Origin of the sequence: Paraburkholderia sp. PREW-6R, assembly GCF_039621805.1 — a bacterium.
Taxonomy (GTDB): domain Bacteria; phylum Pseudomonadota; class Gammaproteobacteria; order Burkholderiales; family Burkholderiaceae; genus Paraburkholderia.
Map to the genome: position 1 here is coordinate 921,544 of NZ_CP155075.1, position 26,260 is coordinate 947,803.

At 60.7% G+C, this 26,260-nt stretch carries 27 protein-coding genes; 16 read left to right on the forward strand and 11 right to left on the reverse strand.

Annotation, left to right across the window (positions count from 1 at the left end; all coding sequences use genetic code 11):
* The first annotated feature begins 155 nt into the window (after positions 1 to 155).
* Positions 156 to 935, forward strand: a complete 780-nt coding sequence (locus AAGS40_RS28715) for a class II aldolase/adducin family protein (protein WP_345816947.1) — start codon at positions 156 to 158, stop codon at positions 933 to 935.
* 211 nt (positions 936 to 1,146) lie between these two features.
* Here the strand turns inward: AAGS40_RS28715 and AAGS40_RS28720 are convergent, their stop codons facing one another.
* On the reverse strand, positions 1,147 to 2,499 hold the full coding sequence (locus AAGS40_RS28720; RefSeq protein WP_345816948.1) for an MFS transporter: 1,353 nt from the start codon (positions 2,497 to 2,499) through the stop codon (positions 1,147 to 1,149).
* A gap of 94 nt (positions 2,500 to 2,593) precedes the next feature.
* Positions 2,594 to 3,679: a porin gene (locus AAGS40_RS28725; protein WP_345816949.1), complete on the reverse strand. Its 1,086-nt coding sequence runs from the start codon at positions 3,677 to 3,679 to the stop codon at positions 2,594 to 2,596.
* A 395-nt stretch (positions 3,680 to 4,074) separates the two neighbouring features.
* On the opposite strand from AAGS40_RS28725, the gene AAGS40_RS28730 reads away from it, so the two are divergent.
* Positions 4,075 to 5,037, forward strand: a complete 963-nt coding sequence (locus AAGS40_RS28730) for a ketopantoate reductase family protein (protein ID WP_345816950.1) — start codon at positions 4,075 to 4,077, stop codon at positions 5,035 to 5,037.
* Positions 5,038 to 5,180: 143 nt separating this feature from the next.
* On the opposite strand, the gene catA is transcribed toward AAGS40_RS28730, so the two are convergent.
* The 3 genes from catA to AAGS40_RS28745 form a co-directional block, all read right to left on the reverse strand.
* On the reverse strand, positions 5,181 to 6,116 hold the full coding sequence (gene catA, locus AAGS40_RS28735) for a catechol 1,2-dioxygenase (RefSeq protein ID WP_345816951.1): 936 nt from the start codon (positions 6,114 to 6,116) through the stop codon (positions 5,181 to 5,183).
* Positions 6,117 to 6,191: 75 nt separating this feature from the next.
* Positions 6,192 to 6,482, reverse strand: a complete 291-nt coding sequence (gene catC, locus AAGS40_RS28740; protein WP_345816952.1) for a muconolactone Delta-isomerase — start codon at positions 6,480 to 6,482, stop codon at positions 6,192 to 6,194.
* A gap of 26 nt (positions 6,483 to 6,508) precedes the next feature.
* Entirely contained in the window at positions 6,509 to 7,645 is a 1,137-nt protein-coding gene (locus AAGS40_RS28745; RefSeq protein WP_345816953.1) for a muconate/chloromuconate family cycloisomerase, read from the reverse strand.
* A 508-nt stretch (positions 7,646 to 8,153) separates the two neighbouring features.
* On the opposite strand from AAGS40_RS28745, the gene AAGS40_RS28750 reads away from it, so the two are divergent.
* The 5 genes from AAGS40_RS28750 (at position 8,154) to AAGS40_RS28770 (ending at position 12,721) form a co-directional block, all read left to right on the forward strand.
* A complete protein-coding gene (locus tag AAGS40_RS28750; protein ID WP_345816954.1) occupies positions 8,154 to 9,371 on the forward strand; it encodes an acyl-CoA dehydrogenase family protein in 1,218 nt (405 codons plus the stop codon).
* Between the two features lie 19 nt (positions 9,372 to 9,390).
* The gene (locus AAGS40_RS28755) at positions 9,391 to 9,915 is read left to right on the forward strand and encodes a flavin reductase (RefSeq protein ID WP_345816955.1); all 525 of its coding nucleotides are present in this window, start codon (positions 9,391 to 9,393) and stop codon (positions 9,913 to 9,915) included.
* Between the two features lie 2 nt (positions 9,916 to 9,917).
* Positions 9,918 to 10,622 carry an EthD family reductase gene (locus AAGS40_RS28760; RefSeq protein ID WP_345816956.1) on the forward strand — a complete coding sequence of 235 codons (705 nt, stop codon included), beginning with the start codon at positions 9,918 to 9,920 and terminating at the stop codon, positions 10,620 to 10,622.
* 48 nt (positions 10,623 to 10,670) lie between these two features.
* A complete protein-coding gene (locus AAGS40_RS28765) occupies positions 10,671 to 11,591 on the forward strand; it encodes a LysR family transcriptional regulator (RefSeq protein WP_345816957.1) in 921 nt (306 codons plus the stop codon).
* A 158-nt stretch (positions 11,592 to 11,749) separates the two neighbouring features.
* Complete coding sequence (locus AAGS40_RS28770) at positions 11,750 to 12,721, forward strand: PDR/VanB family oxidoreductase (protein ID WP_345816958.1); 972 nt, start codon at positions 11,750 to 11,752, stop codon at positions 12,719 to 12,721.
* A 19-nt stretch (positions 12,722 to 12,740) separates the two neighbouring features.
* Here the strand turns inward: AAGS40_RS28770 and AAGS40_RS28775 are convergent, their stop codons facing one another.
* Positions 12,741 to 13,661: a LysR family transcriptional regulator gene (locus AAGS40_RS28775; RefSeq protein WP_345817625.1), complete on the reverse strand. Its 921-nt coding sequence runs from the start codon at positions 13,659 to 13,661 to the stop codon at positions 12,741 to 12,743.
* Between the two features lie 166 nt (positions 13,662 to 13,827).
* Here AAGS40_RS28775 and AAGS40_RS28780 point away from each other — a divergent pair, with 166 nt between their 5' ends.
* The 9 genes from AAGS40_RS28780 (at position 13,828) to AAGS40_RS28820 (ending at position 22,363) form a co-directional block, all read left to right on the forward strand.
* Positions 13,828 to 15,111 carry an aromatic ring-hydroxylating dioxygenase subunit alpha gene (locus AAGS40_RS28780; RefSeq protein ID WP_345816959.1) on the forward strand — a complete coding sequence of 428 codons (1,284 nt, stop codon included), beginning with the start codon at positions 13,828 to 13,830 and terminating at the stop codon, positions 15,109 to 15,111.
* Complete coding sequence (locus AAGS40_RS28785) at positions 15,108 to 15,608, forward strand: aromatic-ring-hydroxylating dioxygenase subunit beta (protein WP_345816960.1); 501 nt, start codon at positions 15,108 to 15,110, stop codon at positions 15,606 to 15,608. Before AAGS40_RS28780 ends, AAGS40_RS28785 begins: the two co-directional genes overlap by 4 nt.
* 59 nt (positions 15,609 to 15,667) lie before the next feature.
* A complete protein-coding gene (locus AAGS40_RS28790) occupies positions 15,668 to 16,042 on the forward strand; it encodes a tautomerase family protein (protein ID WP_345816961.1) in 375 nt (124 codons plus the stop codon).
* A 57-nt stretch (positions 16,043 to 16,099) separates the two neighbouring features.
* Positions 16,100 to 16,489, forward strand: a complete 390-nt coding sequence (locus AAGS40_RS28795; protein ID WP_345816962.1) for a hypothetical protein — start codon at positions 16,100 to 16,102, stop codon at positions 16,487 to 16,489.
* Between the two features lie 4 nt (positions 16,490 to 16,493).
* Positions 16,494 to 17,009 (forward strand): nuclear transport factor 2 family protein, encoded by a 516-nt coding sequence (locus AAGS40_RS28800; protein WP_345816963.1) that lies wholly within the window; start codon positions 16,494 to 16,496, stop codon positions 17,007 to 17,009.
* Positions 17,006 to 18,160 (forward strand): amidase, encoded by a 1,155-nt coding sequence (locus AAGS40_RS28805; protein WP_345816964.1) that lies wholly within the window; start codon positions 17,006 to 17,008, stop codon positions 18,158 to 18,160. Before AAGS40_RS28800 ends, AAGS40_RS28805 begins: the two co-directional genes overlap by 4 nt.
* Positions 18,161 to 18,190: 30 nt before the next feature.
* Positions 18,191 to 18,934, forward strand: a complete 744-nt coding sequence (locus AAGS40_RS28810) for an SDR family oxidoreductase (RefSeq protein ID WP_345816965.1) — start codon at positions 18,191 to 18,193, stop codon at positions 18,932 to 18,934.
* Between the two features lie 220 nt (positions 18,935 to 19,154).
* Entirely contained in the window at positions 19,155 to 20,831 is a 1,677-nt protein-coding gene (gene treA, locus AAGS40_RS28815; RefSeq protein ID WP_345816966.1) for an alpha,alpha-trehalase TreA, read from the forward strand.
* A gap of 476 nt (positions 20,832 to 21,307) precedes the next feature.
* A complete protein-coding gene (locus AAGS40_RS28820) occupies positions 21,308 to 22,363 on the forward strand; it encodes a diguanylate cyclase (protein WP_345817626.1) in 1,056 nt (351 codons plus the stop codon).
* Between the two features lie 224 nt (positions 22,364 to 22,587).
* Here AAGS40_RS28820 and AAGS40_RS28825 read toward each other — a convergent pair whose 3' ends face one another.
* The 5 genes from AAGS40_RS28825 to AAGS40_RS28845 form a co-directional block, all read right to left on the reverse strand.
* On the reverse strand, positions 22,588 to 22,974 hold the full coding sequence (locus AAGS40_RS28825) for a hypothetical protein (protein WP_345816967.1): 387 nt from the start codon (positions 22,972 to 22,974) through the stop codon (positions 22,588 to 22,590).
* A 19-nt stretch (positions 22,975 to 22,993) separates the two neighbouring features.
* Positions 22,994 to 23,416, reverse strand: a complete 423-nt coding sequence (locus AAGS40_RS28830; RefSeq protein ID WP_345816968.1) for a hypothetical protein — start codon at positions 23,414 to 23,416, stop codon at positions 22,994 to 22,996.
* A 147-nt stretch (positions 23,417 to 23,563) separates the two neighbouring features.
* Positions 23,564 to 24,313 (reverse strand): glucose 1-dehydrogenase, encoded by a 750-nt coding sequence (locus AAGS40_RS28835; protein WP_345817627.1) that lies wholly within the window; start codon positions 24,311 to 24,313, stop codon positions 23,564 to 23,566.
* Between the two features lie 87 nt (positions 24,314 to 24,400).
* Positions 24,401 to 25,147, reverse strand: a complete 747-nt coding sequence (locus AAGS40_RS28840; protein ID WP_345816969.1) for an SDR family oxidoreductase — start codon at positions 25,145 to 25,147, stop codon at positions 24,401 to 24,403.
* A 123-nt stretch (positions 25,148 to 25,270) separates the two neighbouring features.
* On the reverse strand, positions 25,271 to 26,260 hold the full coding sequence (locus AAGS40_RS28845; RefSeq protein WP_345816970.1) for a zinc-dependent alcohol dehydrogenase family protein: 990 nt from the start codon (positions 26,258 to 26,260) through the stop codon (positions 25,271 to 25,273).

Sequence of the window (26,260 nt, forward strand, 5' to 3'; positions counted from 1 at the left end):
TGAGGACTTCGATATCTGATCAATTTGTCCGGGTGATACAACGGCACTAAACTGGACGCCGGAAAAACTCCGCGCGAACGTGCACTTTGTCCGCTCTTTCAGAAACGCTCGCCATCAGACCTTCCGTCCGACCATTCCCCGCCACGAGGCATCTAATGAACGACCGACAACCATTGCACTACAGCATTCCGCTGCGCGACTGCAGCGAGGCGGAATGGGAAGCACGCGTGAAACTCGCCGCAACCTACCGCGTGTTCTACATGATCGGCTGGCATGAACTGATCTTCAATCACATTACGCTGCGCGTTCCAGGCGAGCGCGACCAACTGCTGATCAATCCCTTCGGGCTCGCTTATGACGAGGTGACGGCTTCGAACCTCGTCAAGATCGATCTGAAGGGCAACATCCTCAGCGAGAGTGCTTACCCGGTCAATCCTGCCGGCCTCACGATACACAGCGCGCTGCACGAGCACGTTGCCGACGCGCACTGCGTCATGCACATTCACACGACCGAAAGCGTCGCGGTGGCCTGCATGGAAGAAGGACTGGTCGATCACAACATCTATTCTTCCCAGCTTTACGACAAGATCGCGTATCACACGTTTGAAGGGACAACCGTTCACGACGACGAGAAAGGCCGGCTGGTCGCATCGCTGCAAAACAGGAATCTGCTCGTTTTGCGCAATCACGGACTGTTGTCGCACGGCATGACGCTCGGTCATGCGTTCGTGCTGATCTGGACGCTGAATCGCGCGTGCGAAATCCAGGTGGCGACTCACTCGATGAGGGGGAACATTCTGCCCGTCTCGTCCTCGATCAGCCAACGCTCCACCAAAGACGCACTGCAATACGATCCCCGCTTCCGCGGTGGCGATCAGGTCCTCGATGCGCTGATTCGCCGACTGGATCGGCATGATACGAGTTACAAGCAATAGTCAGCGCGTGGCCCTGACCGTCTTTATCTCCGGTCAGGGCCCGCACGATCCGCGTAAGGCCGTCACTTTCAAGTAGCCACGCGATAACTGTCCGTCGCGGAGCGCATCAGATCCATTCCCGAATCGCAAAACAATGTGGGTCACGAGCCCGCAGGGGGAATTTATCCCGGCCGACACGTGACCCACACCTCAAAGCTTGCGCACCAACTGCTCAAGCTTCGGTGTGCAAAGGCGGTTGGTCCATCAGACTACCTGCTTCCTCACCCCGCTGCTTTGGGACCAGTGCAACGACAACGCCTGCACAAACCGCCGCCGCTGCGAAAATGTAGAAGTTCCATTTCACGTCAATGCCCTCACGCAGAATGAAACCACCCAGCAACGGGCCGGCCATCGCGCCAACGCGGCCAATCCCGACAGCCCATCCGATCGCACTGGAGCGAACATTAGGCGCATAGTAGTTCGAGATCAAGCCCAACTGCACCATTGCGACACCGCCCGTACCCAATCCCGCGACAGCGATCAGACAGTAGGTGACAAACAGCGACGCCTTGAAGGAGAGCGCGACCAGACACGCCGCGCCGATCAGGTAGGTCAGAAGAACGGATTTGCGCGGTCCGAGACGATCGGCGTATCGTCCAATGAGAATTCCGCCGACCGCCGAACCAATCATGAACGTCGCCAGAAATGCCAGACTCGACCCAAGGTTGAAGCCCATTTGGCGCATGATCTGCGGCAGCCACGTCCCTATTCCATACAGGTTCAGCACTGCTGCGACCTGAGCAACCCAGAAGGCGACCGTCGCAAAGAAGTTGCGCGATGAGAAAATCTCGCGAAATAGCTGGTTGACGGTCAGCTTCGTGCCTGCGGAACTGCTTTCGGCCAGCAGATCTTCGAGGACAATGCCATGAGATGCGGCAATAGCTCGGGCTTCCGCCGTGCGATTGCGCGACACCAGATACAGCGGCGACTCCGGCATGTATTTCCACAAGATCGGGATGTACAGCAAAGGCAGCGCGCCCACACCCACCACCAGCCGCCACGTGTATTGCTGCATGAAGAACAGTGCGATCAGCGCCGACAGCAACGCACCGACGAAGTAACCCGAGTACATCAGCGCAAAGTTGAAGTTCTTCCTGTGCGGGGCCGAGAACTCGACTGTCAACGCAGCACTGGACGAGATCACGCCGCCTAAACCAATGCCGCCAATGCCGCGCGCCAACGTGAACAGGAACGGCGTGGGCGCCATCGCTGAAATAAGCATGGAGATCGAGAACATCCCCACGCAGGTCAGCAGGAGCGGCTTGCGCCCCATGAAGTCGCTGATCACGCTGACGATGTAGCAGCCTATTAGCGTACCGAACAACGCGGCACTACTCATTGCACCAATTTCGGCCGCGTTAAGATTCCACGGGGCGTAGTGCATCAGGGCCGGCACGATCGCGCCCATGATCGCGGCGTCGTAACCTTCCGACACAATAACGAAGAAACAAAGCAGAACGACACTATTGACGCTGCGCGAATAGCCGCTCGCAAAACCATCCGCCTTGGTGCTGATATCTGACATGTGGATCACCATCTTCTCTGAGGGATATCGGATGCGCGCCCCAAACCCGTGTTACGCGCCGCCATTTGTTGCGAAAAACAATGAGCACATAGACTCAGAACCGCGTACGGATCCCCACGCGGGCAATGACCTGGTTCTCGCCACTCGAAGGCGCAATGACCGGCGCCAAACCGGCGATGGTGGCGTCGCCTGCGGCGCGCATCCACGTCGACTGGAAATACACGTCCGTGCGCTTCGACAGGAAGTAGTCGACGATGCCGCCGAGAATGTGATAGCGCGGCGTCTTGCCGGTTTCCGACACCTTGCCCGTCGTATAGCTGTAGGCACCGCCAATCTGCAGCGCCGGAGTGATGTTATAGGCGGCAATAACTTCGCCAATATTGAACGTCACGTTTCCGTCGATGCGCGCACCGAGCGTCGGATCCAGTGACGAAAAACGCGTGTTCGTGTATGCGGCCGCCACCTTCGCGGCGCCGAACACGTATTGCGCGCTCATGCCGGTCGACCGGTAATGGCCCGCGGCGATACCGTAGTTGCCGTCGACCGGGTTGTTGACGGTCCATACCCCTTCGGACACGGCGGTGGCCGGATGATCGATTGCGGTGTACGCGGCAGCGATACTCAGCGGACCTCTCGCGTAATTGATACCGAACGACTCGACCGCATTGCGTCCCATCTGCCCCAGCGTGCCACCGAAGCTGTAGAGCGCGCCCAGTGTCACGCCCGCGAGCGAAGGCGATACGTAGCGCACCGCGTTGTTGATGCGGAAGTCGATGCCGGTGTTGTCCATGTCGCCGGCGTGCGGCAGCAAGATGCCCCAATTCCCATTCGCCGTATACGCGCCGACATAATCGCCCATGAACTCGTTCTGACGACCCACCGTGAACGTACCGTAGCGTGTGTTGGTCAGTCCCACGTATGCTGCGCGGCCAAACATCCGCGTGCCCTGGCCCAGCGTTCCGCGATTGATGTCGAAGCCGTTTTCAAGCCGGAACACGGCCGCCGTTCCTCCGCCAAGATCTTCTCTGCCCAGCATGCCCCATCGGCTTCCCTGCGAGATGCCGCTTTGCATCTGCCATGCGCTATGTCCACCGATGTTGCTGGTATAAGTCAGGCCGTCATCGATAATGCCGTACAGAGTGACGTTGCTTTGCGCATGGGCGAATCCGCAGAAGAACATGGGAATGCTCGCACACGCAAAGGTCACTTTATTTAAGGTATTACTGGGAGTCGTGGTCATCGGGTGGGTTGCGATCAATTTCATAGTTGTTTGAATCGGCGGCTAGCCAGAACATCGGGATTAGCGCGCCGGGCAATTCGCCATGCGAGAGTCAGGACCGATCGATGCTTCGCGTACTGTTCAGCTCGACGCGGAACCAAGTCTCGGCTCGACACTTTTTTGACGCAAATCAACCAAAAGTCAGCCAGTCAATAAGCTAGATTTATTCGAATAAAATCCGGTAAGCGCATTCAAGCGGTTCATATCGCGTATTAATGGCGTGAATTTGATGCATGGTTCACTGAGCGCTATTCTCGAAGCGCGTCGTCGTGCTGACATTCACCAGAAAGGTGTTCATGAAGATTCTCGTCGTTGGCGCCGGTGCGCTCGGTGGCTATTTTGGTGCGCGTCTGCTCGAGAACGGCGCAGATGTCACGTTCCTTCTACGCGCAGGACGCGCGAGGCAGATCGCGAACTCCGGGTTGATCGTCCACAGCCCGTTTGGCGATACCGTGATCAAGAATCCTCAAGTGGTGTCCCGAGAATCGCTCGCGGCGGCACCCACGCACTACGATGTGATTGTCGTCGGTTGCAAGGCTTACGATCTCGACGACACGATGGATGCGTTCGCTCCAGCGGTACGCGCGGACACCGCTATCGTGCCGCTTCTCAACGGCATCGCGCATCTTGCGCGCCTACGCGCCCGCTTTAGCGACGCCAATGTTCTCGGCGGCTACTGCCTGATTTCCGCGGCATTGGATCAGGCCGGACATATCCATCATCTGAACGACTCCCATCAGTTGTATTTCGGCGAACTCGACGGCGCGCTCTCGGACCGTGTCCAACATTTGCGCCAGTGCTTCGCCGGCGCACGCTGTGAAGCCATTGCAAGCGAGCGTATCGTTGAACGGATGTGGGAAAAGTGGGTACAGATTGCGACGGCTGCAGGCATGACAACGTTGATGCGCGCATCGATCGGGACGATCGTATCGTCAGGCGGTGCGTCGTTTGCTCGTGCGCTGTTCGACGAATGCGCCGCCATTGCATCAAAGGCGGGCTATCCGTTAAGCGAAGAAGCCGCCAATCGAATCAGTTCAGTGGTGACCGACGCCAGCTCGCTCGTGACCGCGTCGATGATGAAAGATATGGAACGGCTCGCACAAGTGGAGGCCGATCACCTCATTGGAGAACTGATTGAACTTCGTGATAACGCGGAGAGTACCCGCAGCGCAACCACCGCAGATCAAATTTCACTTCTCGATCTCGTCATGCTCAACTTGCGCGCATATCAACGCAGGCATCTTGCTCCAAGTTCATGACATCGCGCGTTGGTTATATTTGACTCTAGCGTGTGCTTTTACTCTTGCCGGTCGCTTGTCGTACCGAGGTGTAGCGACCCGCATGGTCTTGCTGCTCCAAACAAAGCGGCCGCAACACCCGATCGCGGCCGCTTCTGTCAATGTTACGCAGCAGCCGATGCGCGCGGACGATTGACGAGCTGATTATCTTTACCGTCGACCAGACGCGTCAATGCGATGTTGAACTCAATTTCCTTGTACGCATCCGCCTTCAGACCCAACTCCATACCGCCGGTCTTATCGACCACGTGCGGAATCAGATCCTCACGCGTCGCATAGGCGAAGTCGTCCCAGATCAGCGGATCGCCTTCGATGTTGATTTGCGTTGTGAGCTTGCGGTGTTGATCGGCAATCACGAAGAAGTGCACGTGCGCCGGACGATTGCCATGCCGGCCGAGTACGTTCAGCAGTTGCTGCGTCGCTCCGTGCGGCGGACAGCCATAACCCACCGGCATCAGCGTGCGGAACTCATACGTGCCATCCGCGCCCGTCCTGACCGCACCGCGAAGATTGAAATCGCTTTGTGTACCGGTCGGGTCGAAGTGCGAATAAAAGCCCTTGGAATTCGCGTGCCAGCATTCCACCACGGCATTCGCGATCGGCTCGCCGTCCGGCCCCGTCACCGTGCCGCGAATAACCAGCGGACCCGCATCTTCGTCTTCATCGACGTCGATCCTGGCGACGCCATCGCGCACTGGTGTGCCCGTCACGAACAGCGGACCTTCGATCGTGCGCGGCGTGCCGCCTGCGATGGCCGCCGCTTTGTCCTCGGCATCCATCCGAATGTCGAGATACTTCTCCAAACCAAGACCGGCCGCGAGCAAAGCGGCTTCGCCGTCCTGACCCAGCTTGTTGAAATAATTCACGCCAGCCCAGATTTCGTCTGGTGTCATATCGAGGTCGTCAATCGCCTTGAACAGATCGCTCAACAGACGGTGAACGATCTGTTTGGCGCGCGCATCGCCGCTTTCGCCGCCGGCATTGGCAGCGGCTTTCAACAGGTTTTGGACTTCCTGTGTCTCGAATACTTGGACGCTCACGATATTGTCTCCACTTCGCATTAGGGGAAAACACTCAAGGCGTGCTGGTCTGGTATATACGCCCTGTCGGCAAACTCATGCGTCGCCGTCACGAATCGACGACGGGTGACGGCACAACGGCGTCACCGAAATCTTCATATAAGGAAACAGTGGCAGGGCGGTGAGAATTTCGTGCAGCTCAGCATTGCTTTCGACATCGAAGATGCTGTAGTTCGCGTACTCCCCTACCACGCGCCAGATGTGGCGCCATTTGCCATTGCGCTGCAACTCCTGCGAATACGCTTTTTCGCGCGACTTGATTTCATCGGCGACTGCGGTGGGCATGTCGGCCGGAATGGCGACATCCATACGTACGTGAAAGAGCATTCTGTTTCTCTCGTTTGAAGTGCTGCTTATTTGGCGACTTTCATCAAACCGTCGCGAGTAAAGCGTTTCACCTTCGCTTCATCCAGTTCGATGCCCAAACCTGGGCCCAACGGTACCGTAAGTTGAAAGTCGCTGTAGTCGAGCGGTGTCGTGAGGATTTCCTCGGTGAGCAGCAACGGCCCGAACAGTTCGGTGCCCCATTGCAAATTGGCGAAGCTTGCGAACAGATGCGCCGACGCGATCGTGCTAAACGCGCCTTCCAGCATCGTGCCGCCGTACAGCTCGATACCGGCTGCGTCCGCAATAGCCGCCACGCGCTGCGCGGCGAACAACCCGCCGCTCTGTTCGATCTTGATCGCGAAGACGTCGGCGCCGTCGTTGCGGGCGATGTCGAACGCACTTTCGGGGCCCTGCAGAATTTCGTCGGCCATCAATGCGATCGGGCTCTTGCGGCGCAAGCGCGCGAGCGCGCCGCCGGACGCAACCGGCTGCTCGACCAGCTCACATCCTGCCTCGGCAAGTGCCGGAATCGCCCACGAAGCCTGCGTTTCGCTCCAGGCCATGTTGACGTCGACACGTACCGCACCCCGGTCCCCGAGCGCTTTCTTGATCTCGGCAACGTGTTTGATATCCGTCTGCAGTTCTTTTGCTCCGATCTTCAGCTTGAATATTCTATGGCGGCGCAGTGCGAGCATCTTCTCGGCTTCCGCGATGTCTTTCGACGTGTCGCCCGAAGCGAGCGTCCATGCAACCGGAAGCCGGTCACGCCGGCGTCCGCCGAGCAATTCGCTCACCGACACGCCGAGGCGTTTGCCGTGTGCGTCGAGTAACGCGGTCTCGAGTGCGCTTTTTGCAAAGTGATTGACCTTCACCAGCTTGCCAACGTGCGCCATCAACGCCTGAATGCGGGTCGCGTCCTTGCCGATTGCCGCAGGGCCGAGATAGGCATCGATCGCGAGCTTCATCGACTCGGGACTTTCCGGACCGTAAGCCATGCCGCCGATCGTGGTGCCTTCACCGATGCCAACCACGCCATCGCTGCAATAGACCTTCACGAGCATCAGTGTTTGCCCGGACATCGTGGCGACTGAAAGCCGATGGGGGCGGATCGTCGGAAGATCGACGAGACAGGTTTCGATACGCTCGATCGTCGCTGTATTCATGGGAGATCTGATTGGATCGGGTTCGTGAAATTCACCCGCGGAGGACGCTCGCTGAGTGCGTTCCGGCGCGTGGTGCCCGAAGAGCGCGACTGCGCAGCGCATGTCTCAGTTGTTCGAAGTACTTCGGCTTTTGACACAAGATAAAGAGCGCTGGCAAGTTCGTCAAATAGATCAAATGTGACCTTGCCCATTCGTCTCGTTGATGGACGCACGGTCAGGTCAAACCCTTACACAGAGGCTGTAAGAAGCCCGTCGATGCGAATTCATGGCTGCGGGTTAACTCGCATCGTCATGCACCAGATTCATAGCGCGCATTTTTGTCTCGAATTTGACCGCCCATTTCGCGAGTCCTATCGTGAAGCCATGTCGTTGCGCGTTGCCGTAGCAAACCCGATCGATGCAGTGCTGAATCATGAAAACGCGCCGCCTGTACCCAAGCAATGCGCCGGAAGGCGCGTCCGATGTCCGAGTGACATCGCCCACTTTCACCCGACAAGGAGGAACGCGCATGCAAGCCGTTCATCGCGCCAACGCCGGTGCAGCCACCGCCGAACCACAGTTCATCGATACGCAGATGCACTACCCGCAATACGCCGGCAAGCTCTCTCTCGACGACCTGATTCTCGAAGTCGAACGCCGCCGTGACGAGTTCGACGGACTGTCACACGTACCGCGCGACATGATCGGCAAGATGAAGCGCGCGGGCATTTTCCGCGCGAGCACACCAGCGCGCTTTGGCGGCGACGCGCTGCCTCCGCCGCGCTTTCTCGAAGCGCTCGAACGTATTGCGATTGCAGACGGTTCGACCGCATGGGTCGCCGCATTTGGCTCGGCCAACACGTACCTCGCTTCGCTGCCAATCGAGACGCAGGCCCGCATTTACGCATCCGGTCCTGACCAGGTCTTCGCGGGCGGCCTGTATCCGTTGCAGAAAGCCGAGCGTGCGCCTGGCGGCTATCTCGTGTCGGGTCAATGGCACTTCGCGAGCGGCTGCAAGGGCGCCGACTGGATCGGCGTAGGGATTGGCGGCGCACCGGCCAACGCGGGCGATGCCAATGCAGGCAAGCCCTTCACGGCCGTGTTTCCGGCAAGCGAAGTGGAGATCGTCGACAACTGGAACGTCGTTGGCATGCAAGGCACCGGCAGTCACGACCTGCGCCTGCAAAACAAGTTCGTCGAGGAAGCCTGGACATTCGTTCGCGGCGGCGCACCGTTGATCGACGAACCGCTGTACCGCTACCCGGCCATCTCCTACCAGGCGCAAGTGCACGCTTCGGTAAACCTCGGTCTCGCGCGTGCGGCGCTCGACCTGCTCGCGTCGATGTCCGGCGTCACCAAAACGACCACGGGCGCGCCGCGTCTCGCCGATCGTGCGTACTATCGCTCGGGTCTCGCGCAAGCCGAAGCGAATCTGCGCAGCGCCCGCGCTTTTTTCTTCGACGCCGCTGAAACGACATGGCGCACTATCCTGGCGGGCGATCCGGTTTTACCCGCTGAAGCCAATCTGCTGCGTTTGTCCGCGACCCACGCCGCGCACGCTGGCGCCGATGTCGTGATGCAGGCGTACAAGATGGCCGGCATCAACGCAATCTATCGCGACAGCCGCATGCAGCGCCTCGTGCGCGACTCGATCGTCGTCACGCAGCACGCGTTCCTCGGGGAAGGCACGTACGACGCGTCGGGCGCGATCTTCGTCGGCATTCCGCCTGTCACGCCGTTTCCCTGAGATGCGAGGAGCCATCGCCATGACGAACGACCAGGACCTCACCCGCACACTGTTCCGCAACGCGATGGCTGCGCTCGGCGCAGCAGTCAACGTGATCACGACCGACGGCCCGCGCGGTCGCTGCGGGATCACCGCAAGCGCAGTGTGTTCGGTGACGGACTCGCCGCCGACCATGCTCGTGTGCATCAATCAATCGAGCTATGTGCATGACATTCTGCCCGGCAACGAGCGCGTCTGCATCAACGTGCTCGGCGCCAATGCCGAGGAGGCGGCGCGCGTGTTCGCGGGCATGACTGGCTGCTCGATGGACGAACGCTTCGAGCAGTGCGCGTCGCGCGTGGGCCGTTCGAGCGTCCCCGTGCTCGACGATGCAATCGCGACGCTCGAAGGGCGCATCGTCGACAGCAAGACGGTCGGCTCACATTCGGTCTTCTTCGTGGAGGTCGACCACATCGACACGCGCGAGCACGGCGACGGCCTCGTTTGGTTCGGCCGGCAATTCCACCGGCTCGCGCGAGCGGGCGCAACCTGCGGAGCGGCCTGATCGTGCAAGCCTGTCTATTCCTGACTGGTCGAACTGGACCCGAACCGCTCGTTGATGCGCTCGCGCTGCAACATGCGGCGGCGCGAATCGAGGGCTTGCGGCGCATGATCGTGCACGAACCGGTGTCCGGTCAGATCGATCCGCGCATCACCGCGCGCGACGATGCGCCTTCGTGCGCGATCCAGTGTTATTTCGACGAGCTCGCGCCGCTCGAAGCCGCGTTGCAAACCGATGGCGCGATCCATCGCGCGCTGAGCATATCAGCGCGCGTCGAATTGCACGCCGGGAGCTTCACGCAGCAGGTGATGGCGGTGCGCGGCTTCACACCGCCGACAGCGGCCGTTGAGGAAGAAACATACACCGAACGTTGCACGTACCTTGTCGCGTATGAAGGTCCGGCCGACGATTTCAACGCGTGGCTCACGCACTATCTGCACGGGCACTCGCCGCTCATGCTGCGATTGCCGGGCGTTCGTGAGGTTGAAATCTACACGGGTCTCGACAGCACGAGCGGCTTGCCCTTCGCGCGCGCCCATGCCATGCAGCGCAACAAGGTCGTGTTCGACGACGCGAGCGCGCTCGCGAACGCACTTGCCTCACCGATTCGCGACGAAATGCGCCGCCACTTCCATACGCTGCCGCCGTTTCAGGGCGCTGCGCCGCATTTTGCAATGCGCAGCAAGTGCGTTAAGCTCGCGCAACACTAACCGGCCGTCGCACGCATCGCGGCCCTCTTCCGTCCGCGAGTGATGGGCATGAACAAGCCGAACCTCGGTATTGCCGATCTCAACCTGCTGCGCGTGTTTCTCGCGATATGGGACCTGCGCAGCCTGACCGCAGCGGGGGACCGTCTCGGCCTCACGCAACCCGCCGTGAGCCACGCCTTGAGGCGGCTGCGCAACCTGTTCGAAGACCCGCTGTTCGTTCGCACGCCAACCGGCATGGTGCCAACCGACGCCGCGTTCCGGCTCTACCCGCCGCTCGCGCAGGCGCTGTCGATCATCAACGACGCGGTGCAGCAGCACGCGAAGTTCGATCCCGCCACCGCGCACCGCGTGTTCCGCATTTCGATGTCGGACATGTCGGAGTTCTATTTTCTGCCGCCGCTTATTGCATTGCTCGACCGTGAGGCACGCGGCATTCGCATCGAGGCGGCCAATATTCCGGTGGAGTCGGTCAGTGCGGCAATGCGGGCGGGCGAAATCGATCTCGCGCTCGGTTATGTGCCGGGTCTCGACGCAGGCTGCGTGAGCCAGCGGCTCTTTGTCGACGAACACGTTTGCGTGCTGCGCGCAAACCATCCGTTGCGTAAGGCGAAGCCGACTCGCGAAGATCTCGCCGCACTGCGTTACGTGTATGCGAGCACGAATGCGACCGGTCACCGGATGGTCGAGCAATGGCTCGACGAATTGAGTTTCAAGCGCGACGTCGTGCTGCGCCTGCCACACTTCGTGGTCGCGCCCGAGATCGTGACGAACACCGATCTGGCAGTCATCTTTCCGAAGAGCATTGCGCGACGGTTCAATCGGGGCAAGGCGTTTCGCATTCTGCCTTTGCCGTTCGAATTGCCGCCGATCGACATTCAGGTTCATTCACACACGCAATTCGCCGCTGATCCCGGCATTGCATGGTTGCGCGGCGTGATTCACAGCATGTTTCACCAACCGGACGCGTGAAGGCTACTTTGCGTCATGTCCGTTTTTCCGTTGCGGTTGCGCGCCCAGTCAAATCAAGCCCGCTGATGCCCACGAGATTTTTTAATCTATTTTTCTTATTCCCCGCGCGACGCTAATCTTGGCCCACCATCTCCAGGAAAGGCTAGTCGAAGGTAATCATGCAAGCTCAAACCCTGAAAGTTCGGGTCGACGCTCTGCGCGAGGAAGCGCATGGCGTGCGCTCATTCATTATCTCGCGCGTCGATAAACTGCCGTTTGAACGTCACGAGCCGGGCGCTCATATCGACGTGACGAGTCCTTCGGGTATCGTTCGGCAATACTCGCTGTGCGGCGACCCCGAGTGCTTCGAATCGCAAACCTTCGCGGTGAAGAAGGAAGAGCAGTCGCGCGGCGGCTCCCGCTCGCTTCACGACGAGGTGAAGGTGGGCACCGAATTGTCAGTCGGCGCCCCGCGTAATCTTTTCCAGCTAGCGGAGACCGCGAGCGAACATATTCTGATCGGCGCAGGCATCGGCATTACGCCGCTGCTTTCCATGGCGTATCGCCTCGCCGCAAGACATGCGCGCTTCACGCTGCACTACTTCGCCCGCAGCAAGCAGCATGCGGCCTTTATGACGCTTCTCGACAGCCCGCCATTTGCGGCGCACGTGCAACTGCATCTGGGCGTCGAGCCCGAAGCGCTGCCCGCGCAACTCGATGCGTGCGTACTCGAGGCAGGCGCCGGCGCGCATGTGTACACCTGCGGGCCGGCCCCGTTCATGGACCTCGTCGTGCAAAGCGCGCAAGCCCGCGTGCCAGCCGACGCGATTCATCTGGAGCGCTTCAAGGCCGAACCGGCCGCGCCCGCAAGCGATGCGTCGCTCGACAGCTTCGACGTGCAGATCGCGAGCACCGGACAGACCGTGCGTGTGGACGCCGATCATTCGATCGTGGATGCGCTCGCATCGATCGGCATCGAAGTGGACACGTCATGCGGTGAAGGCGTGTGCGGTACCTGCATGGTCGATGTGGTGAGCGGCGAGCCGGAACATCGCGACCATTGCCTCAGTAAAACGGAGCGTGCGAGCAACAGCGTGATCTGCTGTTGCGTGTCGCGCTCACGTTCGCCGGTACTCGTGCTCGACATCTGAGCCGCGAGCGCCGCCCGCTCTACTTTCTGCTGAAATCGGCGAGGACGTCATTGATGAGACCGCGCATCCACGCGATGCCTTCGTCCTCGTGAAAATGCTCGTGCCAGTGCATCGTGACAGCCGCTTTCGGCAACGATACCGGCAGCGCGTAGATGCGGAAGGTATCGTCCTGATTCAGGATGTGCGCAAGTTTCTCGGGCAGCGTGGCGAACAGATCCGTGGCCGCAAGCACGCCGGGCACCGCCACGAAGTGCGGCAACGCCAATGCAATATTGCGCCCGACGCCCTGCGCACGCAGCGCGTCGTCGAGGTTATGGTGACTATGCTCGAGCGATCGCACCTGCACGTGCGACGCGGAAAGAAACTGCTCCAGTTCCAGCCTGGTGCCTGCGGGCAACCCATGGCGCTTGCGCGTCATGCACACATACGATTCCTCGAACAGCAACACATGGCGCGTGCACGGCAGCAGCGACGGCAGGTTGCCGATCGCGAAGTCCAGCCGGCTCGAACGCAGCGCTTCTTCTATCTCCTCCACCGGCAGCGGCTCGATCACCAGCTTCACGTGCGGCGCGGCGTCATGCAAAGCCGAGCACAATGCCGGCAAATAGGCCATCTCTCCTGCATCCGACAGCGACAGGCGAAACGTGCGCGTGCTCGTCGCCGGATCGAAACGCTCGGCATAGCGCAGCGCCTGGCGCACGGTGTCCAGCGCGCGGCCGACGATTTCCGCCAACTCCAACGCCACCGGCGTGGGCTGCATGCCCGAACGCGTGCGAATGAACAGCGGGTCGTCGAAAAGAGTACGCAACCGCCCAAGCGAGTAGCTTACGGCCGGTTGCGACAGCGCAAGGCGCTCGCCCGCGCGCGTCAGACTCCGCTCTTCGACGATCGCCTGAAACACGCGCAAAAGGTTGAGATCGATGTGATCGATGGACGTCATGGGAACTCGCAAGATATCGGCCGCATTTATTCGATGACCATTTTTTAATCGATTTGACGCATGATCTTCGGAAAGCGAGACTGATGTCAACGAGAGGATGCGCGGAGGCGCTCTCGGCCTCCTCGTGTAACTCGCTCATTCAGCCACCCTATTGCCTACCACAACGATGAGTACGCCGAGCTACCAAACTATCGACACGCGCGCACTCGCGAAGCGCGCCGAGTCCGATCGCATTGCGCCGTCCCTTTACTACGACCCGGCACTGTTCGAAGCGGAGCTCGATCGGATTTTCTACAGGACGTGGATCTGGGTTGCACACGACAGCGAACTGCCGAAGCCCGGCGACTTCATCACGACGACGATCGGCCGGCAGCCCGTGATCGTGGTGCGCGACAAGAGCGGCGCGGTGAACGTGCTGCAGAACCGCTGCCGCCATCGCGGCGCCACCGTGTGCGAAGAGCACAAGGGCAACGCGAAGGGCTTCACGTGCCCGTATCACAGCTGGTCCTACGCGCTCGACGGCGCGCTGCGCGCACTGCCCTATGGCGACGGCTACGAAGGCGTGTGTGAGAAAGGCGATCTGCCGCTAAAGAAGCTGCGCGTCGGCGTGTACCAAGGTCTGATTTTCGCGAGTTTCAACGAAACGATCGAACCGCTCGAAGACTTCCTCGGCGGCGCGAAGCCGTGGATCGATCTCTTCATGAAACAGGGCGCCGGCTATCCGGTCAAGGCCAATGGCGAGCATAAGTTCACGTTTAAAGGCAACTGGAAGATTCAGCTCGAGAACACGACGGACCTATATCACTTCCCGGTCGTGCACAAGTCGTGGATGAAGTCGATCGACGAAGAAACCGCCGCCGCAATCACGAGTTTCATGACCAGCGACAAAGCGTTCTGCCGCTCGCTTGGCAACGGTCATAGCCTCGCGGTGCTGATGCCGGAAATCGTCGATCTCGACAAGGACGATGGCGCGCCGATCCCCGAGCGCTTCCAGGAACTCGCCGCACAACTCGCACAACGGCACACGCCGGAAGAAGTGCGCCGCATCGTGCGATCGCTGATGGGCGTCGGCTTCAACCTGAACCTGTTTCCGAACCTTGCACTGTCGATGGCGTTCTTCCGCGTGCTGCGGCCCATTTCCGCGGAAGAAACGGAGATTCGCCACGTCGCACTCGCTATGGACGGCGGCCCCGAAGAAGCGAACCGCGTCCGCTTGCGCATTCACGAGCACTTCCAGGGCCCGTTCGGTTTCGGCAGCCCCGACGACGCCGAGGCATGGGAGCGCGTACAACGCGGCTCGCATGCGGGCCACGACGTACCGATTCTCGTGAATCGCGGCCTGAATCGCGAGACCACCGCGCCGAACGGCGAAAAGACCGCGCACTCGACCGACGAGACCGGCATGCGCGAAGCCTACCGGCAATGGCGCGCAATGATGGAGCAAGCATGATGGACGATCGCAACGCACTCTTCTCTCACCAGACCTTTGCACGCGCGATCGAATTCATCTGGCGCGAAGCCGAGCTTCTGGACCGCCGCGACTATAACGCCTGGCTCGACATGTGGGATCCGAAGGGTATCTACGTGGTGCCGATCGACCCGAATACAACCGACTACGCGGCAACGCTGAACTACGCGTTCGACGACCAGCACATGCGCGAGCTGCGCGTAAAGCGCATGACCTCGGGCTACTCCGCGTCGGCATCGGACGCGGCGCGAACGGTGCGCACCGTGTCGCGTTTCACGCTGTCGAGCGACAGCGCGGATCTCGTCGAAGTGAAGTCGGCGCAGATTATCATCGCGTACAAGCGCGGCGTGTCGACCATTTTCGCGGCCGACCTTACGCACAAGATCAGCATGGCGAATGCGGAGCCGCGGATCGTCGAGAAGGTGATCCGCCTGATCAATTCGACCGAGGCACTCAACGCGATCGGCTTCCTGCTTTAAGGTTCAAGCTTGCAGCGGCGGCACGCGCCGCTGTGCGTACTTTCCTTTAATTCGCCTTCATGCCGACACTCGAAGTCTATCTTCCGCAAGGTCACACCTACGATCGCAAGGCGTCGATCATTCAGAGCCTGACGCAAGCCACCGTCAATTCGATCGGCGCGCCCGCCGAGTCCGTGCGCATTCTGCTCTCCGAGTTGCCCGCCGCGAACAGCGGTCTGGGCGGCAAGCCAACGCCGGCTGGCTTACCGGTGATTGTCGCGATCCTGATTGCCGGCCGCACGGATGCGCAGAAAGAAGCGCTGATCGCGGCATTGTCCGAGACGAGCGCCGCTGTACTCGATGCGCCGTTGCAGGCCACGCGCGTGATGATCAAGGACATCCCGAATACCAGCTTCGGAATCGGTGGTCAAACCGCGCGCGCGCTCGGCCGCTAGACTCGCGAAGTCTTCGCCCGTTACAGGAAAAGCGCGGCGACGCGCAAGGAAAACACCATGACCGATACCCGAGCCCTGCCGTTGCGCGTGCTGTTCTGCTGCGGCGTGTCGCAGAACTTCTTCGACTTGCCGCGTGAGCAGATCGGCGATGTGTGGCAAGCATACGGCACAATGCTGAATGCGATCGAAGCGATGGAAAACGTGCGCGTGCTCGGCATCATGGACGACGATCGGCTCGTGGTCGGTCATGCCGACGGTGCGCCGTGGACCTTCTACATCATGGCCGACGTCGCCGATTTCGACACCGCAGTGGCGGTCTGCAATCTGTACCGCACCACGCCGGTCGGCGACTATAACCTGTGGCGCTACGGCAAGATCGAAGCGCGCGTGGGCCGCGCGCTGACGGTGCCGCCCATCGCCAACGGCGGCAACAACGACAACGCGTGACGTCATGACCGACTCCATCATCGAAGCGCTGCAAGCGCGGCTTCGCGCGCTCGAAGCGCACAACGCGGTACGCCACACCATCGCGCGTTATATGGCATTGTGCGACGTGCCCGCGCGCGCGCTCGAAGGCGAATCGCTCGCTGCGCTTTTCACCGACGACGCGGTATGGGAAGGCGTCGGCCCGCAATACGCGCACAAGTTCGGCAAGCTCGAAGGACCGGGGCCGATCGTCGGGATGCTGCAGCGCTATCTGCCGCCCACGCCGCATTTCACGATCAACGTGCACTTCCTGAGCTCGGAGCATATCGTGGTCGACGGCGACCATGCGAGGGGACGCTGGATCATGCTTCAGGCGTCCGGTTACACGGACGCTGAAGCGCAGCTGATCTCGGCGCGCCTCGTCGTGGATTTCGTGCCCTCTCCCCACGACGATTCGGTGTGGCTGATCCGGCGCTTCACCACCGAGCGCCTTTTCGATGCACCATGGAACCTCAATCCGGCCGTAGGAGTTTCAACATGAACGTGTATCTCCAGGAGTTCGATTTAAGCGCTGACGGTGCCGGCGGCGCGACTAGCCGCGCCAACGCGCCGACTATCGCGATCAAGGACAGCATCGACATCGCCGGGTATCCGACCACGGGGGCGAGCCGCTCGCTCGCCGATGCGCCGGGCGCCTCCGACCATGCGCACGTCGTGCGACGCCTGCTCGACGCAGGCTGGCATATCACCGGCAAAACCAACATGCACGAACTCGCGTTCGGCATGACCGGTATCAACGATTTTTGCGGCACGCCGCCGAATCCGCAAGACGAGTCGCGTATTCCGGGCGGTTCGTCGAGCGGCTCGGCGTCGGCAGTGGGATTGAAGCTCGTCGACGCCGCACTCGGCACGGACACTGGCGGATCGATTCGCGGCCCGGCTGCATGCTGCGGCGTCGTCGGTCTGAAGCCCACGTTCGCACGCGTGTCACGCGAGGGCGTCGCGCCCCGCGAGACCACGCTCGATTGCGTCGGCCCGTTCGCGCGGGACATGAAGACGATCGTCGACGTCATGCTCGCAATCGACCCGTCGTTCGACGCAAACCGCGCGCGGCGAGATGTTTCGAATGCAAGGGTCGGCATGCTTGAAGTCGAAGCCGACGGCGAGATCGTAGATGCGGTTGCATCGGCGATCTCACGCACGGGCCTGTCGACACGCGACGTCCGTGTCGATTCGATGAAAGACGCGTTCACTGCAGGCCTTGCGGTCATCAATGCAGAAACGTGGCGCGCGTTCGGTCACCTGGTGGAAAGCGGCAAGCTCGGTGCCGATGTCGACACCCGTCTGCGCGCCGCTTCGAAAACGACACCCGCCGATCTGGAAGCGGCCGAACGCGTGCGACGCGAGTTCACGGCCAAAGTCGACGCTGCACTGAACGAGGTGGATGTGCTCGTGCTGCCCACGATGCCTTCGTTCCCGATCACGCTCGACGCCGCGCGGGCCGGTGCGTCGGTGATCGCGATGTCGTCGCTGATTCGCCCGTTCAATCTCAGTGGTCATCCGGCGTTGACCCTGCCGGTCGCAGTCGAAGGTTCGGCGTTAAAGGCGGGCTTGCAGATCGTCGGCCGCAAGGGCGACGACGAAACCGTGTGCGCGGTGGCCGCGCAAATCGAAGCGATGCTTGCGGGCTGAGACGCCGCCCACGGAAAAGGAATCGATGCCATGTCCAGAAGAGTCGTGCTGGTAACGGGCGCCGCGCGAGGGCTTGGCGCGGTTGTCGCGCGCTGCTTTCACGCGGCCGGCTACAACGTCGCGCTGGGCGACATCGCGCTGGACGCCGCAGGCACGCTCGCGCACGAATTGAGCAGCGACGGGTCGAGTGCTTTCGCGCTCAAACTCGACGTGACGTCGAAGCGCGATTTTGAAAACGCACGCGACGCTTTGCTTGCGCGCTGGGGGGCGATAGATGCACTCGTGAACAACGCGGGTGCGTCGAAGGTGGTGCCCGTCATGGAAATTAGCGGCGAGCAGTTCGATCAGGTGATCGATGTCAATCTGCGCAGCGTCCTGTTCGGCTGCCAGGTGTTCGGTCAGTACTTCGCAGATCGCGGCGTGGGGCGCATCGTGAACATCGCGTCGCTTGCGGGACAAAACGGCGGCTCGGCCACCGGCGCGCACTATGCGGCCGCGAAGGGCGGCGCGCTCACGCTCACCAAAGTGTTCGCGCGCGATCTCGCTTCGCGCGGCGTGACGGTCAATGCAATCTCGCCGGGCCCGCTCGATCTGCCGATCGTCCACGAGAGCGTTCCCGCCGACCAGCTGCAACAGGTTATCGCCGGGATCCCGGTCAAAAAGCTGGGCTCAGCGGAGTACATCGCGGATGTCGCCGTGTTGCTAGCCTCAGCCGATGCCTACTTCGCCAATGGCGCGTGCTGGGACGTGAACGGTGGGCTGTTCATGCGTTGAACAGTTCGCTGCTGCCGCACTCGATCTTGCTAGCAATGTCCACAGGAGCGAGCCGCGACCGCTGCCGGCTCGGCAAAGCGTACCGACGATAGAATCAGCGCCGCACGTAAGGATTTGAACCATGCCCGATTCTATGCCATGCTGCTGTCGCCCAACATCGTGAGAAAAATGAGGGCGTACGCCGGAGACCAGTCCTGTTGTCCATTCCTTCGGAGGAGACATGATTGCGACATCGAAAGTTCGCTGCAGCATTGCTATCGCCCTGAGTTCACCACGCCTGGCAGCCGGTCCCCGTCGACACCGAAGCGTGAAGCAGACGGCGGCCGTTTCGGGATTCGTTGTCCTCACCTGTCTATCTAATGTCTGCTTCGCAGACACCCAGGTCGGTAGTACGCTTCCACCGCCTCCGGACAAGCTGTACGGCGATTTGTTCGTCGCGGTCCAGACCGCACAGATCTACCCGGACCAGAAGACATTCGTCGATGCGACGCCGAACGCGGATCCGGCCGCGATCGTCCAGCTGTATGAACAGCAAAAGAACAATCCCGGCTTTTCGCTGGCAAACTTCGTGAGTCAATACTTCACACCGCCCAGCGAGCCGGTGATCACACCGCCCCCGAATCAGACCCTGCGCGAACATATCGACTGGCTGTGGCCCGCCCTCACGCGGACCACGACGAGCGCGCCGCCAAACAGCTCCCTGATTCCATTGCCGAAGCCTTATGTCGTGCCAGGCGGACGCTTCCGCGAGGGCTACTATTGGGACACCTATTTCACGATGTTGGGTCTCCAGGAATCCGGCCGGGAGGATCTCGTCGACGACATGCTCGACAACTTCGCGTACGAGATCAATACATTCGGCCACATTCCGAACGGCAATCGCACGTATTATCTGGACCGTTCACAGCCGCCGTTTTTCTCGTACATGGTGACGCTCGCCGCGAAAGTGGAAGGCACTCAGGTGTATCAGAAGTATCTGCCGGCTCTGCGCAAGGAGTACGCATACTGGATGCAGGGTGAACGCTCGACCCGCCCAGGTGACGCGACCCGCAACGTCGTGGTCATGCCGGACCATACGGTGCTGAACCGCTATTGGGACGAGCTCGATACACCGCGCGACGAGTCGTACCTGGAGGACGTGCAGACCGCACAGCAGGCCACCGGACGGACTCCGGGCGAGGTGTATCGTGAGCTGCGCGCGACCGCCGAAAGCGGCTGGGATTTCAGCTCACGCTGGTTCGGCGACAACATGTCGCTCGCGACGGTCCGGACCACCTCGATCATCCCCGTCGATCTGAACAGCCTGCTGTTTCACCTGGAAACGACCATAGCGCAAGGCTGTGGCGAGGTCCACGATTTCCGCTGTGTGGGCGAATTCGCCGAGCGCGCGGTGAAACGTGCGGTGGGCATCAACCGGTATCTGTGGAATGCCAACGGCTATTACGGGGACTATGACTGGAAGCTCGGGAAGCCTCGGGACAACAGGACGGCGGCGATGCTGTATCCGCTGTTCGTCGGTGCGGCATGGCCGGACCGCGCGCAGAAGACAGCCCAACAGGTACGATCGACACTTCTGCAGCCGGGAGGGCTCGTAACGACCACCTACAACACGACGCAGCAATGGGACGCGCCGAATGGCTGGGCGCCGCTGCACTGGATTGCGATCGAAGGTCTGACGCGTTACAAGCAGGATGCGCTCGCGCAACAGATCGGCACGCGATTTTTGACGGACGTTAAAGGCCTTTATGCGTCCGATAAAAAGCTGGTCGAGAAGTACGTGGTAGAAGGCGCGGGAACTGGCGGCGGAGGCGGAGGCGAATATCCATTGCAGGACGGCTTCGGGTGGACCAACGGCGTGACGCTCAAACTGCTCGATCTTTACAGCCCCGGCGAATAACGCCGGCAATGGCGACGCGCATACAGTCAGCAACTGATGTGCGCGTCGCCGTTCCTGAACAAGATGGGTACGGTTCGCACCGGGCAGGGCGGAGCTTGCCAGGAGACCATCCACGACATACGGTTGCCTCTGTCCAGCGCAGGCGACGTCGCATGGCGACGTCTGTCCAGATGGACTCACAAGCAATATGCGCTTTATGTTGTCGGGGTGAAGCGCATCAGGAGGCTGCGCGTTATCCAATGCGTCTGAAAATGGTCTGCGAGCTGCGGGCGGAATCGATGTGAGGCGCTGGACCGCCCGATCGCCGTCGGTTATTGTGCGGATAATCCGCGACGCGCATGAGGTCAGGACACACCGGTTGCACTATGAGTCGGTGTGCTGTCGGACTTGTTCTCAAGCTTTGTCGGCGGCCTATCTATACACAGAGACGAGCGGGTCATTGGCCTGCTCGCCTGGCGCACCAGAAGGAAATGCGGATGGAGGCAACCCTTGAACACCTGTCTGAAACGGTCGCAAGCGCAGGCACGCTGGAAGAGCTGTCGCGGCCGCTGCTCGAAATGCTGCAACTCGTCACCGGCCTGGAATCGGCCTATCTGACTTCAATCGATCTCGACGCGCAGTTGCAGTCGATCACATACGCGCGCAATGCCGGCGAACTGCACATCCCGGAAGGACTCACCGTTCCGTGGGCCGACACACTCTGCAAGCGGTGCCTTGAGCAAGGCCGGCGCGTCGTGTCCAACGTTGGCGAAGTGTGGGGCGACTCGCAGGCCGCCGCCGCGCTCGGCATCCAGACCTATGCAAGCGCACCCGTGTCCAGCAGCGATGGCCGCATCATCGGCACGCTCTGCGCGGCGAGCCGCGGCAGCCAGACGCTCGGGCCTCGCGCCCGTACTGCACTCAACCTCTTTTCCCGCCTGATTGCGCAGCACGTCGAACGTGAGCAGCTGGTTGCCGAACTCAAACGTTCAAATGACTACCTGACGCGTTTTGCGATGACAGACTCGCTTACCGAATTGCCGAACCGCCGGGCCTTCAGGGATGAACTTGGCAGGCTTCTCGCACGCTCGGCTCGCGACGGCTCCTATGTACTCGTGGGAATGCTCGACCTCGACGGGTTCAAGCAGATCAACGATGAATACGGCCACACCACGGGCGACCTCCTCCTCCAGCAGTGCGCAGGGCGGCTCGCCGGTATGGCACGCAACACCGACATACTTGCCCGCATCGGCGGCGATGAGTTCGCCTTTGCGGGACCTGGGCCAGCTACCGAGGAGGAGGCGACGAAAGAGGCGGAAGAACTTGCAGCGCAAGCGAGGGCCGTCACCGCCGGCAGTTATACACTGCGGGGCAGTCGGATCGACTACCCGGGCGCGAGCGCGGGCGTCGTTGCGGTACGGTTCGTGAGCGTGGGGCAGGCGATCGAACTGGCAGACGCGGCCATGTACCAGAGCAAGAAAGACCGGCGCCGCCTGTTTGACACGCGGGCCGAGAGCCGGTCTGCGGCACGTCAGCCGCCGGGCGGGCGCTGAAGCATGCCGGGCGACGGCTTCTGAACGCCCATCCGTTGCTCCCGCCAGTCTTTCTTGTAGCAGTGGCCCACGCTCTTAGCGGTTGCAGCGATGGTCGCTGCATTGCCAGCGCAGACGGATGAAAGTCCGACCATCCGCCCGATCGCATTGGTTTGCGACCGCCTGATACAACTTGAGTCGCGGAAGCAAAACCATGCTCTGCTTTCCGTCCTACGGTGTTCAGTTCAAGCCTGAACGAGTTCCTCGACCGTAAGTTCGATGGAGTGCCGTCTGGCCATTTCGTCAAGCTGCGCTGCCCAGTCTTCCACTTGGGCAGCGTCATGCAGGTCTTCGAGATCCTGCAGCAGGGCAGCGACTCGCGGCTCATACACGTTCACGCCCGACCTCGCCAGGGCCTGCAATAGTGGACCGTCCTGTCCAGCCTTGTAGTAGCTGATTCCCAAGCCCTCAAGCTGCTCGCTGTAATGGCGGTCGTCGATCAGTACGCCAATTGCGCATCGGCGTCCGTCGCGTCCGCGCAGTCGGCAACTCCCGGCATCGTCCTCGGAAACAGCGCGCTGCCAAAGCAGATGCGAACGCACCGTCGCGAAAATCTCTTCCACGCTTTTCATCTCTTGCCACTCCACTGCTTCATGCAGCCTGCTGAAGGCTTTGGGTCGACAAGCCGAACTGCGTGGCGATGGAGCGAAGACGGTCGCGCCATTCCCATGTGCCGAATACGTCATGCACATTCTGGAGGCAGCTCAGGAGATCGACCGTTTCCTGCGAGTACACATTGACCCTTGCCCTTAAGAGCGCGCGCTTGAGCGCTGCAACGCCGGCATCCATATAGCCGGGGATGCGCATCGGTTCAGCAAGAATGAAGCGGACTGGCACGCCTTCCATGGAGGTGCGGTAATCGTTTGGGCGTACCAGCGCGCCGACGGGACAGCCGCCACATCGTCCGCGATAGGCCCCGCCGCCGCCCGGCAAGAGCGACGCGGAGCGCTGGCTGAAAAGGTGGGCGACGCTTCGATCGAAGATCTGTTGATGAGTCAGCAATGCTTGGGACATTCGTTTGCTCCAGCGGAAGTACATGGCCCTAGTATCGTCGGATGGAACGAGCGTTCGTATTCAGACAAACCCTATTTTACCGGGAAGGCCGCGAAATCGGCATTTTCTACCGCTGACTCCTGACCGCGGCATCGGCATCCCGCAGCCTCACGCAGCAGTTCGTCCTCCGTTGACCCGAAGCACTTCGCCAGTCATGAAACTCGCTTTATCCGACGCCACAAAAACGATGGCCTCCGCGATCTCCTCAGGCGTTCCCGCACGTTTGAGCGGCACGGTGGCGAGCATTGCGGCCTTGCCCGATTCCGAACCCGTGATGCGGTCAAGCATTTCAGTCTGGATGGGCCCCGGCGCTACCGCGTTGACCCGAACATTGAACGCCGCCGTCTCGAGCGCAGCGGATTTCGTCAGGCCCTCGACCGCGTGCTTGCTGGCAACATAGAGTGCGTTGCGGGCGGCGCCGCGAATACCCATCGTTGACGATACATTGACAATGCTTCCGCCACCCTGGGCTGTCATGACGCGGATTTCATGTTTGAGCGCGAGCCACGTGCCGAGCACATTCGTATCGAAAACGAACGCATACTGGTCGACATTCTGCTCGACGATCGGTGCCGGGTCACCCTCGTAACCGGCGCTGTTCACCGCAATATCCAGACGACCAAAGCGGGAAACGACGCGGTCGACCAGACCCTGGACCTGGTCCTCGAAACGCACGTCTGCCTGCACAAACTCCACATCGGCACCCGACGAACGCAGCTGTTCTGCGAGCTTCCTGCCTTCGTCGAGCCGACGGCCCGAAATCACGAGCCGAGCTTTCTCTTCAGCAAAAGCAATGGCTGTCGCGCGACCAATTCCAGAAAGCGCGCCCGTCACAAGTACTACTGGCGAATGACTCATGTCCGACTCCTTCGGTCCACCGGTTAAAAAAGATTCGAATTTCCGAGCCACGAAACGCGAGAATCGCGTCACATGGCTCGTGTTGCGTTACGCGCTATAGCCTCCGTCAACGGGAATGATTGCGCCGGTAATGAAGCTCGCCGCCGGGCTGGCGACGAAGGCCACCACGGAAGCGATCTCATCAGGCCGGCCAAAGCGTCCAAGCGCCGTGGCGGCTGCCTGCGCTTCGGCAAAGGGACTGTTATCAGGATTCATCTCGGTGTTCGTCGAACCGGTTCCGATAACGTTCACGGTAATGCCCTTTGGGCCCAGATCCCGCGCAGCACCTTTGCTGTAGCCCTCAATCGCGCGCTTCGTTGCGCTGTAATCAGCAAGGCCTGGCCACGTCGACCGCCATGCGAGGGCCGACGAAATGGAGATGATCCTGCCGCCGCTTTCCATCACTCGCGAGGCTTCCCGAATCGCGGTTACCACGGCTTCGTAATTGATCTTCTGCTGTCGCTCGAAGCCCGATGTATCTTCAGTTTCGGCCACCGTGCCCGTCACGAAAACAGCGGCGTTGTTGACCAGAATGTCGATCCGGCCCAACCGCTCGACCACTTCCGCAATCAATGCTTTAACCGCTGTTGGGTCCGCCTGGTCGGCCTTCAGGGCAATAGCCTTACCACCGGACGCTTCAATCGTTGCGATGACCTCTCTGGCTGCGGTCTCGCTGCTGGAATAACTTAGCGCTACGGTGGCGCCTTCCGCAGCGAGCTGGATGGCGGTTGCGGCGCCGATGCCGCGTGAGCCGCCCGTCACGAGAGCGATCTTTCCTTGAAGAGTATTGGCCATGATTCTGTCCATTAAGTAGAGATTGAGTTGCGGGCACCCACCTCGCCCGATGATTTGTTAAACGCTGCAAACACGACTTGGAAAAACGTTGTGCGGAAGCTCGCTGCGGACGACTGCCGCAAATTACAGAGTGACGACGATCCTGCCGATATGCTGGTTCTTCTCCAGCTCACGATGCGCTTCGACGATTTGTTCGAACCGGAAATACTTTGAGATGGTTGCCTTCAGCTTGCCCGCTTCGAGATTTTCATAAACGAATCGGGCTACTTTGGCCTGACGGGCCGGGCTGGTGGTAATCGAGAACAGGTTATAGCCCCGGATCACGATTTCCTTTGCGAGCGTGCGGAGCATCGGGAGCGGTGTCACTTCGTCGCTCAACGCGCCATAGATCATGACCGTGCCACCTGGCGCCAGGGCGTCGATAAGCTTGGGGAACGTGGGACCACCGACCGGATCGAACGCGACGGTCGCCCCCGCGCCCTGGGTTATCCGTTCGACCTCGACCACAAGATCCTCGTCGTCGGTGACGATGACGTGGTCGGCACCTGCCGTTCTGATTGGCGCGACCTTCTCGCTGGTGCGCGTCGTTGCAATGACCTTCGCGCCTGCAAGCTTTGCAACCTGGATTGCACCCATGCCCACGCTGCTCGAACCGGCAGTGATGATCACGGTATCGTCAGGCGTCACGATGCCGCTTTCAATGAACGCTCCCCACGGCGTGATGAACGGATTCCAGATGGACACCGCTTCTTCGAACGAAATTGACGATGGCTTTTTCACCGCAGCGCTTGCCGGAGCCAACACATGGTCGCCATACAGGCCGTAATCGTTCATCGAGAAGGCCGGCATGGTGGAAACCTCATCGCCCACCGCGAGGTGCGTGACGTTTTCTCCAACGGCCTCCACAACGCCTGCGGACTCATAGCCCAACCGGCCGGGAAGATTGACAGGTTCAACATACACACCTGTGCGCCACATCGATTCCGCACGGTTCAAACCGATCGCCTTCACGGCGATGCGGATCTCATCCGGTCCCGGCTCCGGCAAGGCGACGTCCTCGATCCTCAGAACATCGGGTGAGCCATATTCAGCAAAGGTGACGATGCGTGCCAT